The 10510-nt window shown below is 52.8% G+C and carries 9 protein-coding genes; 6 read left to right on the top strand and 3 right to left on the bottom strand.

Going from position 1 to position 10510, the window contains the following annotated elements:
- Nucleotides 1–266: 266 nt before the first annotated feature.
- Together H0248_RS22050 and H0248_RS05360 are read left to right on the top strand one after the other, a co-directional pair.
- Nucleotides 267–533: a hypothetical protein gene (locus H0248_RS22050; protein WP_240354435.1), complete on the top strand. Its 267-nt coding sequence runs from the start codon at nucleotides 267–269 to the stop codon at nucleotides 531–533.
- Entirely contained in the window at nucleotides 530–745 is a 216-nt protein-coding gene (locus tag H0248_RS05360; RefSeq protein ID WP_226309275.1) for a helix-turn-helix domain-containing protein, read from the top strand. Before H0248_RS22050 ends, H0248_RS05360 begins: the two co-directional genes overlap by 4 nt.
- A gap of 111 nt (nucleotides 746–856) precedes the next feature.
- Here the strand turns inward: H0248_RS05360 and prc are convergent, their stop codons facing one another.
- The 3 genes from prc to H0248_RS05345 form a co-directional block, all read right to left on the bottom strand.
- Nucleotides 857–2872 (bottom strand): carboxy terminal-processing peptidase, encoded by a 2016-nt coding sequence (prc, locus tag H0248_RS05355; protein ID WP_180785036.1) that lies wholly within the window; start codon nucleotides 2870–2872, stop codon nucleotides 857–859.
- A 19-nt stretch (nucleotides 2873–2891) separates the two neighbouring features.
- The gene (proQ, locus tag H0248_RS05350; protein WP_180785035.1) at nucleotides 2892–3665 is read right to left on the bottom strand and encodes an RNA chaperone ProQ; all 774 of its coding nucleotides are present in this window, start codon (nucleotides 3663–3665) and stop codon (nucleotides 2892–2894) included.
- Nucleotides 3666–3749: 84 nt separating this feature from the next.
- On the bottom strand, nucleotides 3750–4256 hold the full coding sequence (locus H0248_RS05345; protein WP_010275800.1) for a GAF domain-containing protein: 507 nt from the start codon (nucleotides 4254–4256) through the stop codon (nucleotides 3750–3752).
- A gap of 307 nt (nucleotides 4257–4563) precedes the next feature.
- Here H0248_RS05345 and yebS point away from each other — a divergent pair, with 307 nt between their 5' ends.
- The 4 genes from yebS to H0248_RS05325 all read left to right on the top strand — a co-directional run bounded on the left by yebS (nucleotide 4564) and on the right by H0248_RS05325 (nucleotide 10404).
- Nucleotides 4564–5844: a membrane integrity lipid transport subunit YebS gene (gene yebS, locus H0248_RS05340; RefSeq protein WP_180785034.1), complete on the top strand. Its 1281-nt coding sequence runs from the start codon at nucleotides 4564–4566 to the stop codon at nucleotides 5842–5844.
- Nucleotides 5845–5846: 2 nt separating this feature from the next.
- Entirely contained in the window at nucleotides 5847–8486 is a 2640-nt protein-coding gene (locus H0248_RS05335; protein ID WP_180785033.1) for a PqiB family protein, read from the top strand.
- Nucleotides 8487–8632: 146 nt separating this feature from the next.
- Nucleotides 8633–10087: a 16S rRNA (cytosine(1407)-C(5))-methyltransferase RsmF gene (gene rsmF / locus H0248_RS05330; RefSeq protein ID WP_180785032.1), complete on the top strand. Its 1455-nt coding sequence runs from the start codon at nucleotides 8633–8635 to the stop codon at nucleotides 10085–10087.
- A 125-nt stretch (nucleotides 10088–10212) separates the two neighbouring features.
- Nucleotides 10213–10404: a YdfD/YebW family protein gene (locus H0248_RS05325; RefSeq protein WP_180785031.1), complete on the top strand. Its 192-nt coding sequence runs from the start codon at nucleotides 10213–10215 to the stop codon at nucleotides 10402–10404.
- Nucleotides 10405–10510: the final 106 nt, after the last annotated feature.

Raw genomic sequence — 10510 nt, 5'->3', positions numbered from 1 at the left:
ACACAATTTTAATTACAGGCTCCGGTAGTGTTTGCTCGAGCCGCGCCATCCCTGGCGCAAACGCTTTACTCTTCTATTCCATTACCACCGTTTCAATTTCACAGATAAATTTATCGGTAACGTTGGCTGCTTTACTGCTTCACAGCACCTAAAGCCCTCAAATTGACAGCTAAAAGCATTATCCTGACGGCATTAGGAAAATAATTACGCTCCGCTACTTCTATAATGATTCCACACCCACTGGAATCGCGATAAGGAGCACCACCATGCTGCAACTCTCCAGCCACAGTTTTCAGGACGGCGACACTATCCCAAGCGAGTTTGCGTTTGCCATACCCAATGCAACGAGCCACATTGCACTGTCTTCTAACCACAACCCGCACCTTGCCTGGCACGGCGCGCCAGAAGGGACACAGTCTTTCGTTTTGGCGCACCGCCACAGCCCGGTGTTACGGCACAGCTGCGTGCGCTTATCAGTGAAGAACCGGAACGACACTGGACCGCACAGTTTGCGGGTCGCCTGCTGGCGATGAGCGAGGCTACGCTGCGCCGGAGGCTATCCGCCGAGCAGACACGCTTTGAAGTGCTGTTGCTGGAGACGCGAATGCAACACGCGATGATGCTGGTACAGACGACATCATGGAGTATGCAGCGTCTGGCCGAAGCCTGCGGGTATAAATCTTCGGCGCGTTTTTCCGAACGGTTTAAAACCCGTTTTGGCTGTTCGCCAACCAAGATTCGTTAATCGTCATCTACAGCACCACGCTTTCATCCCAAAACGCTCAACGTAAGTTAAAAAAACGCCCTGTTGGATAAACCAGACAGGGCGTTTAATTATCGGCACGATTTTAGCGACTTACTCTTTTTGTTCCTGTGCCAAATCGTTAGCAATTTTCACTGTTTCATCCAGATAAGGATCGGGTGCCTGATAGTCTTTCGGCAGATCTTCCAGCGATTTGAGCGGTTTTTTACCTTCTCTCGCCAGTCGATCGTTAATCCGCTTCAAACGCATCGCTTCATCATCGTCATTCTCTTTCTCGCGCTGGGCAAGATTGAGCGACACGATGTTGCGCTTATCCTTCAGCGCGTTGTAGCGAGCAATATCTTGCGCGACATACTGGAACTCAGGATCTTTGGCGATACGCTCCTGATGATGTTCATTCAGTTTGCTAATCAGTGCCTTCAGATCGCCGCTCTTCGTGTAGTTAGCCGCTTTGATGCTGTCCCACGGTAGCGCGTTATCTTCAAACTTCTCACCGGTATCTACCGTTTCCGTGCCGGTTGGCATCATCACGTCAGGCGTCACGCCTTTCATCTGAGTACTGCCGCCGTCAATGCGATAGAACTTCTGAATCGTATATTGCACAGAACCCAGCGCTGGCCAGTCAGGACGCAGCATCTGATCGTAAATCCGATTCAGCGAGCGATACTGCTGCACGGTGCCTTTACCAAACGTCGGTTCACCGACGATCAAAGCACGGCCATAATCCTGCATTGCTGCCGCGAAGATCTCGGAAGCGGAAGCACTGAATCGGTCTACCAGCACCACCAGCGGGCCTTTGTAATACACAATGTCATCGGTGTCGCTGTCTTCACGCACTTTACCGTTATTATCGCGCACCTGAACCACAGGGCCGCCTGGGATAAACAGACCAGAAAGCCCTACCGCTTCCGTCAGCGCACCGCCGCCGTTAGTACGTAAGTCAATCACAATGCTGCTGACGTTCTGTTTTTCCAGCTTCTGGAGCTGTACTTTTACGTCATCCGTCAGACCGACATAGAAACCGGGGATGTCCAGCACGCCGACTTTATCCTTGCCGACCGTCTTGACGGACATTTTAACCGCGCGGTCTTCAAGGCGAATACGTTCGCGCGTCAGCGTGACAATGCGGGTTTTCGTCCCCTTGCCAGCAGGCAGAATCTCCAGACGCACCTTACTGCCTTTCGGCCCTTTAATCAGCGCGACGACATCATCCAGACGCCAGCCGATAACATCCACCATTGGCTTACCGCTTTGGCCTACGCCAACCACGCGGTCACCGACGGTAATGTTTTTGCTTTTCGCTGCCGGACCACCGGGCACCATAGAATTAATCATGGTGTAGTCGTCATCCATCTGCAGCACCGCACCAATCCCTTCGAGCGACAGGCTCATTTCGGTATTGAATTGCTCGGTGTTACGCGGTGACAGGTAGCTGGTATGCGGGTCAATTTCACGCGCAAAGGCGTTCATGACGAGTTGGAAAACATCTTCGCTGTTGCTTTGCGCCAGACGGCGAATCGCAAACTGATAACGCTTGGTCAGCGTCTCTTTGATGTCTTTATCATCTTTACCGGTCAGCTTCAGGCTGAGCCAGTCATATTTTACCTTGGCATCCCACAGGCGGTTAAGTTCACCCACGTTCTGCGGCCAAGGGGCTTTGCTACGATCGAGTTCAAACGTCTCATTGCCCGTCAGATCGACCGGTTTATCCAGCAGCGACAGTGCATATTGAAAACGCTCAAACCGACGCTTCTGCGCCAGATTGTACAACGCGTAAGGAACATCCAGTTGGCCGGATTTCAGCGCGTCGCCCAACTGGGCTTTTTGCCCAGAAAATTGTGCCACATCAGAGGCCAACAGCACGTTGTGGCTGTAGTCCAGCATATTGAGGTAGCGGTTAAAAATTTTCTCAGAGAACTGCGCATCCAGCATAAACTGGCGATAGTGCGAACGCAGGAAACGTGAGGCCACCCTGTCGCTAACGGTAGCATGCTGAGGCTCCTGATGTAGCTGAGGAATCTGTTCAACACGCGTAATGTTTTCATTTGCAAAACTGGAGCCCGCCAGCAGTAAACCTGCGATGGCGGTTATTTTGACTAAGTTGTTCATGCCCAGGTTGGCCTCCGTATCAGAACTGCAAGTGTTCTGCGCGTACAATCATTGCCAGTCCAGAAGCCAATTGTACTCTGACTTCGCCTTTGGCAATTTCAAGCACGGTGGCATCCATGGCGTCTTTGCCGGCTCTGACTTTGATTTCCTGACCGATTTGCAGTTTGGAAACATCCGTAACCGCTACCCGTTGACGCTCAGTGCTGGCAGGTTTTGCCTGACGAGACTGAGCATTCGCGGATTGCTGAGAAGAGGGCTGCGATTGGCCGGAAGAAGGCTGACGTGGATTACGCGGTGCACGGTTTTGGGATGCACGGTTTTGGGATGCACGGTTTTGAGAGGCATTGTTTGAAGCATCAAGGCGCGGCGCACGTTTCTGAGCAGGACGAGGAGTACGCGCTGCTTCTGCCGATTCTCCGGCTGCTTCACGTTTTTTCGCCTGTTGCTCAGCACGCTGAGCCTGAACTCGCGCTTTCGCTTCTTCCAATTGCTTACGAGCATGATCGACATGCTGCTGTTCCAACTCACCGCATGGGTTACCATCCAGATCCACACGTTGGGCACCCAATTTTACACCGTACAGATACCGCCAGCTTGAGGTGTAAAGACGCAGCGCAGAGCGTAATTGCGTCTTACTGACGTTATCGGACTCCGGCACACGCTCAACAAGATCCTGAAAAATACCGATCTTTAACGGACGAGTTTCACCTTCGGTGGTGAAACAAAGCGGGAACCGCTCTGCCAAAAAGGCAATGACTTCTTTACTACTGTTCAACTTAGGTTGATTTTCCATGAAATTTCCTGATTACAACGGGTTTGCCAACCGGCGCAGGCATGAACAGGCGTCATTATAATGACGCCATCGGCAATTGCCACGTTAACCTTGTCTCAACGTGAGAGAATTGATGAATGTCATCACATCACTCGCTTCCAGTTGAGCACAAAGTACGCTCACCACGGCCTTCAGCCCTTCTTCATCATCTGCGTCAAAACGCTGATAAAGGGTGCTGTCAATATCCAGAACGCCAATCGGTTGCCCGTTAACGACAAGCGGTAGCACAATTTCAGCATTACTCGCGGCATCACAGGCGATATGACCAGGGAACGCATGGACATCATCCACGCGCTGAATGCGATTTTCAGCTATCGCCGCACCGCATACACCTTTGCCAACCGGAATACGCACACAAGCAACCTTGCCCTGAAACGGTCCTAGGAACAGCGTGTCGTTATCCAACAGGTAAAACCCTGCCCAGTTAACCCCATCCAAACGCTCAAACAGCAGCGCACTACTGTTTGATAAAATCGTAATAAAACGGTTTTCATCCGCGATAAGCGATGACATGTCGCGGATGAGATCCTGATAAAATTCTTGTTTGTTCATACTGGCTTATTCATAAATTATATCGCTGTCTTTTCAAAACAGTGCGAATGGTTTCCACACAGACTGCATTAGCATCGGTTACAGAATGCCATAAGATTAGCGCCTTCGCGCGAACAATCATCCACTTTACTGTACCGCTGTCGTGCATATCATGCTATTTCCACCTGTAAAATAATATCGGGCAGAGATCAGAGCCTTATTATGAATTTATCATTCAGTGAGCCTTCAGTTACACTAAATAGCTGTGAATACGTTATCTATCGTGAATATAACGGGACTTAACACCTTCTATCGGATCGCAGGAAAGATGAAAATACAGAGTATAACCAGCCCTGCGCCGTTTCCTTCTCCCCGGCCACCGTTAACTGAGGGATCGAAAAGTGCCGTACCTGCGATCGATCGCTATCACCGCTGCCCTGAATGCGATGCCTTTTTTGCGCTGCCGCAGTTGAAGCGAACTCAGACGGCGAATTGTCCACGCTGCGATGCCACAGTCAGCTCAGGCCGAGATTGGAGCATTTCTCGTCTTGCTGCGATGGCCGTCGCCATGCTGGTATTGATGCCGTTCGCCTTCACTGAGCCGTTGATCAGTATTCGGCTGCTGGGCGTCACCATCAATGCCAGCCTGTTTGAAGGCATTTGGCAAATCACCCGTCAAGGACACCCGCTCACGGCAAGCATGGTCGCCTTCTGTACTGTTGGTGCCGCACTCACGCTGGTTTTTTCTCTGTTATACCTGTTCTTTGCTCCCCGAATCGGGATGAATCTGCGGCCCATCCTCCTCGTGTTGCAACGGCTAAAAGAATGGATGATGCTGGATATCTATCTGGTCGGCATGGCGGTTGCCGCAATCAAAGTCCGTGAATTTGCAGATGTTCAGGCGGGAATCGGGCTGGTCGCCTTTCTGGCACTGATGACCTTAAGCCTGTTGACGCTGATTCACTTAAACACCGACCAGCTTTGGCAGCGGTTTTATCCGCGCATGAGGCCGTTGATTGCGCCGGATCGCTATCGAATCTGCCTTTCCTGCCACTTCACCAGTTCGCCCGACAACCGGGGTCGTTGCCCCCGGTGCCATATTCCGCTTCGCTTGCGCCAGCGGCAAAGCCTGCAAAAATCCTGGGCTGCGCTCATTGCTTCTATAATTTTACTGCTCCCCGCTAACCTGTTGCCCATATCAATTATTTATGTCAACGGTGCGCGTACGGAGGACACGATTTTTTCCGGTATTCTCTCGCTTGCGTCAGGCAATGTTCCGATCGCGCTGGTGGTCTTTATTGCCAGTATTCTGGTGCCGTTTACTAAGGTTATTGTGCTGTTCGGGCTGCTGGTGAGTATCCATCTTCGCGCAGAAGGCAACATAATGATGCGCATGAAGATGCTGCGCGTTATCCGTTGGATCGGTCGCTGGTCCATGCTCGATTTATTTGTGATTGCTCTGACGATGTCGCTCGTCAACCGCGATCAATTACTCGCTTTCACCATGGGGCCTGCTGCCTTTTACTTTGGCGCAGCGGTGATTCTCACTATCCTTGCCGTTGAATGGCTGGATAGCCGACTGATGTGGGATAACACTGATGTGGAATAACAATGCAAGATAATACGCCTGGGACACCAACTGAAGCTACCGTGAAGAACAAGCGTCGCCTGTCGCCGTTTTGGCTGCTGCCGCTGATTGCGTTGATGATTGCCGGCTGGCTGATTTACACCAATCAGCAGGAGCGCGGTGCAACGGTCACCATCGATTTTGTCTCTGCTGACGGTATTGTCGCTGGGCGTACCCCCGTGCGCTACCAGGGGGTCGAAGTCGGCACCGTGCAAAATATCAAGCTGAGTGAAGACCTGCGTACTATTCAGGTCGAAGCCAGTATCAAAAGTGATATGAAGGAAGCATTGCGCAGCGGCACGCAGTTCTGGCTGGTTACCCCGAAAGCGTCTCTCGCTGGGGTGTCAGGGCTGGATGCGCTGGTGGGTGGTAACTATATCGGCATGATGCCCGGCTCCGGCGATCCGCAAGAGCACTTTTCCGCACTGGATACGCAGCCCAAATACCGCGTGAATACTGGGGAACTGCTGATTCATCTCCATGCCGACGATCTCGGCTCATTGAATACCGGTTCGCTGGTTTACTACCGAAAAATCCCGGTGGGGAAAGTCTACGATTACACCGTTTCCCAGGATAGCCACGGTGTGATGATTGACGTGCTGGTTGAACGCCGCTTTACCCATCTGGTGAAGAAAAATAGCCGCTTCTGGAATGTGTCTGGCTTTAATGCGGACATTAGCGTCAGCGGTGCAAAAATTGAGATGGAGAATCTGGCGGCGCTGGTTAACGGCGCGATCGCGTTCGATTCGCCGGAAGAGAGCGAGAATGCGGGCGCCGAACAATCCTATCGCCTCTATCCCGATCTGGCACAAAGCCAGCGCGGTGTGAAAATCACGCTGGATTTGCCCTCCGGCGACAGCCTATCCGAAGGGCGCACCCCGCTGATGTATCAGGGATTGGAAGTCGGCACGCTCAATAAAATCACGTTGAACCCAGACGACGGCAAGGTCAGCGGAGAGCTCATCATCGATCCTTCCGTGGTTTCTCTGATGCGGGAAGGCACGCGTATCGAACTCAGCAAGCCCCAGCTTTCACTCAGCGACCTGAATGTTTCACGTCTGCTGAGCGGCCCAACGCTGACGCTCATCCCCGGTGAAGGCGAACCGCGCCAGCATTTTGAGGTACTGGATAGCGGACAACAACAGCTCACCCAGCCCGGCGCGTTTTCTATTCAGCTCACTGCAGCACAAAGCTATGGCATTGATAGCGGCCAACCCGTGCTGCTGCACGGCGTGCAGGTCGGTCAGGTGGTGAAACGCACGCTGGACGAACAAGGTGTCAGCTTCCTTTTGGTGATCGAGCCACGATATCACCAGCTATTACACCGCGACAGCAAATTCATCGTGAACAGCCGTGTGAATGTGAAGATGGGGCTGGATGGCATTCAAGTGCTAGGTGCCAGCGCGCAAGAGTGGGTCAGCGGCGGTATTCAGGTTTTACCCGGCAGCAAAGGTGACGTTCAGACGCGTTACCCGCTGTTCAGCGATCTCGAAAAAGCCGAAGAAGGCATCCGCGGTGCCACGCCGTCCCCGACTCTCACCTTAGTGACCGACAGCCTGCCGGATATTCAAGACGGCTCCATCGTGCTATACCGTAAATTCCAGGTAGGCGAAATCATGCGGGTGCGACCGAAGGCGGATACCTTCGAGGTTGACGTTTATATTCGTCCCGAACATCGCAAGCTACTGACGGAAAACAGCGTGTTCTGGGCAGAAGGCGGTGCCCGAGTGCAGTTGAATACGTCAGGCCTGACCGTGCAGGCTTCTCCGCTGAATCGGGCGCTTAAAGGGGCAATCAGTTTTGATAATCTGGAGGGCGCACCGGAGATTAAAGGTGGTAAACGCGTTCTGTATAACAACGAAACGTCGGCACGCGCCGTGGGGAGCCGCATCATTCTGCGCACCTACGATGCCAGCAAACTCGCGCCGGGCATGCCCATCCGCTATCTGGGAATCGATATCGGCCAGTTGGATTCACTGAAACTGTCCGAGCAGCGTAATGAAGTGCTGGTGCAGGCTGTCCTCTACCCTGAATACGTGCGTAATTTCGCCCGTTCTGGGACGCGTTTTTCCGTCGTCACGCCAGAAATTTCCGCTGCCGGTGTGAATCATCTGGAGACGCTATTCCAGCCTTATATCAACGTCGAACCGGGTAACGGCAGCGTAACGCGGAGTTTTGAGCTGCAGCAGGCTACCATCTCTGATTCTCGCTATCAGGACGGTTTGAATATCAGCGTTGATGCACCGGAAGCCGGTGCGTTGCAGGTTGGTACGCCAGTGCTGTTCCGCGGCATTGAAGTCGGTACGGTAACCGGGCTGTCGCTAGGCACGCTTTCCGACCGTATCGCCGTGTCGCTGCGTATCAGCAAACGTTATCAGCATCTGGTGCGCGACAATTCCGTCTTCTGGCTGGCTTCGGGTTACAATCTGGAATTCGGCCTGACGGGCGGCGTCATCAAGAGCGGAACCTTCCAGCAGTTCATTCGCGGCGGTATCGCGTTTGCCACGCCACCCAGCACGCCACTCGCCCCCAAAGCACAGGAAGGAAAGCATTTCCTTCTGAGGAACGAAGAGCCTAAAGAGTGGCGGCAATGGGGGACGGCAATTCCAACCCCCAATAATTAAACTCACCACCGGACAGGGCGACCCTATCGTCGCCCTGTCGTTTTCACGCGCCGTCTCGTCGTTTTCACATGATGTATGAAGGATCCGTGCTACACTTCGCCGCTTCTTCCCCTCGTTTTACTGAATAACCTGTACGGAACCACGCCGTGGCAAAATTTACTCCAGCCAGCCTGCCTGCTGAATTTCTCGACACTATGCGGGACATCATGCCTTCATCCCTTTCGATGGAGGATTTTATTGCCGCCTGCCAGCGTCCGCTGCGTCGGAGCATCCGCGTGAATACGTTAAAAATCAGCGTCGATGCCTTTCTTGAGCTTGTACAGCCTTATGGCTGGCAGCTTGAGCCGATTCCCTGGTGTCAGGAGGGTTTTTGGCTGCTGAATGCGGAAGAAGAGAACACGCGGCTAGGCAATACGTTGGAGCACCTGAGCGGGCTGTTTTATATTCAGGAAGCCAGTTCGATGCTGCCCGTCAGCGCCCTCTTCCATCGTAACGATGCACTGGAAACGGTTTTGGACGTCGCGGCAGCACCGGGGTCTAAAACAACGCAGATCGCGGCTAGATTGAATAATGAAGGGGCTATCGTCGCCAATGAGTATTCAGCCAGCCGAGTAAAAGTGTTGCATGCTAACATCAGTCGCTGCGGCGTCAGCAATACCGCGATGACACACTTCGACGGGCGAGTTTTCGGTGCGGCGCTGCCGGAGTATTTTGATGCGATTCTGCTGGATGCCCCGTGCTCGGGTGAAGGCGTAGTGCGTAAGGATCCCGCGGCGATGAGCCACTGGTCGCAGGAGAGCATTACCGATATTGCGGCCACACAGCGTGACCTGATTTTGAGCGCGTTCCATGCACTGAAGCCTGGCGGCGTGATGATTTACTCCAGCTGTACGTTAAATAGGCAGGAAAATCAGCAGGTTTGCCATTGGTTACAGGCACAGTTTCCTGATGCGTGCGAATTTGAATCGTTACACGATCTCTTCACCGACGCCGAACGCGCGACAACCGAAGAAGGCTTCCTGCACGTCTTCCCACAAATTTATGACAGCGAAGGCTTCTTTGTTGCCCGTTTGCGGAAAACCGCCAGCGTGCCACCACTGCCACGACCGGGCTATAAAGTGGGTAAATTCCCGTTTTCTCCGATGCCGCCCAAAGATTCTGCATTACTCAAACAAGCGGCAGGCAAACAGGGTATTCACTGGGATGAGACATTACTTCAGATGTGGCAGCGTGATAGCGAGATCTGGCTCTTCCCTGTGGCGCTGACGTCTGCTTTTGGCAATATCAAATTCTCACGAATTGGAATTAAACTCGCTGAACGCTTCCCTAAAGGTTTCCGCTGGCAACATGAAGCCATTGTTGCGCTGGCCGATCCGAACGCGAAGAATGCCTACGCGCTGACCGATCGCATCGCCTGTGAGTGGTTTCAGGGGAAAGACAGCTATCCAGAACCGCCTCCTGCTGCGGATGAGCTCATTTTAACCTACCAGAACACGCCTGTCGGCCTGGCCAAACGTATCAGCAGCCGGATAAAAAACAATCTGCCGCGCGATCTGGTGCGGGATGGCGCGGCCTCAGCTCAGCCTCTTTCTAAAGAATAAATGCGGTTTCTGCATCAGGTGGCGATAAAACCACCTGATGAACCCCCCGTTCTGCCTTTCCTCACTGATTTTCATCTACAATTATCCTGACAGATAGAGAAAATCGGTAATGTCTGGAGAACGGCATGTTTGCATTAGTGATATTTGTTTGTTATCTCGGGCATGGCTGCGACGATTTGGTCGTCGGTGCCTACAACACAGAAGCACAGTGTCTGCAAGCGATGAATGAACAGCGCCTGCGTCGTGCGGGTTGCTTCCCCATCGAAGAGTATATTGACGGTTTCTGGATCCCCGCTCAGGAATATGCTGATTTCTAGTTTTCTCACCTGAGTATTTTCATCGACACACGCCCTCTCGGTCGATGGTATATATTGCGACACGCGTAGCTACTCATATAGTCGATCAGGGCGAGATCTAACTCAC

It is taken from the genome of Pectobacterium brasiliense (assembly GCF_013449685.1).
GTDB classification, from domain to species: Bacteria; Pseudomonadota; Gammaproteobacteria; order Enterobacterales; family Enterobacteriaceae; genus Pectobacterium; species Pectobacterium brasiliense_A.
Note: the sequence above shows the minus strand (reverse complement) of the source record. Positions and strands in the feature narration are given on the sequence as shown.